This window comes from Rhodococcus sp. P4_F3_2 (genome assembly GCF_056401335.1).
This window is the reverse complement of sequence record NZ_JBFUJN010000227.1, coordinates 1-424: the sequence shown is the minus strand read 5'-3', so window position 1 is coordinate 424 and position 424 is coordinate 1. Positions and strand designations below refer to the sequence as shown.

Annotated in this window: 1 protein-coding gene; it reads right to left on the bottom strand. The window is 44.3% G+C overall.

Going from position 1 to position 424, the window contains the following annotated elements; genetic code table 11:
* Window positions 1–424, bottom strand: a 424-nt coding sequence (locus AC1DWA_RS33520; protein ID WP_477917824.1) for a PRD domain-containing protein, incomplete at both ends; no start/stop codon positions are given.

Genomic DNA, 424 nt, shown 5'->3' with positions numbered 1-424 from the left:
TTCTGTGCGTTTACAAAATGATAGGTGAGAAACGTTTCTTCACTTTTAGGAAGCAGCACATCAAGCCGGTCATACACTAGTCGAATCGCGTTAACCGCAGCATTATACTCTTTCGGATAAAGCTTCTTGACTTCCCAGCGGCTTGGCTGCGCGTATTCAAGGCCAYTATGGCTTCGCTCAATCGCAAAATTCAAGTGATCCGCAAGAGTCAAGTGAATATTGGTGSGAAAAGGCTCACCTATTTCTTTTTCTGCTTGCTTGATTAACTCTACAGAAACCTCGAGAATTTCTGGTTTGATGCTCTCTAGAATTTGAGCCAGCGGTCTACGAATATTGGACGACTCCGCCACAAACTTTCGTCGAATGACAGCCTTATCAACTGGATCACCTTTTTTCTTTTGGAAACCGACGCCTGTTCCCATGA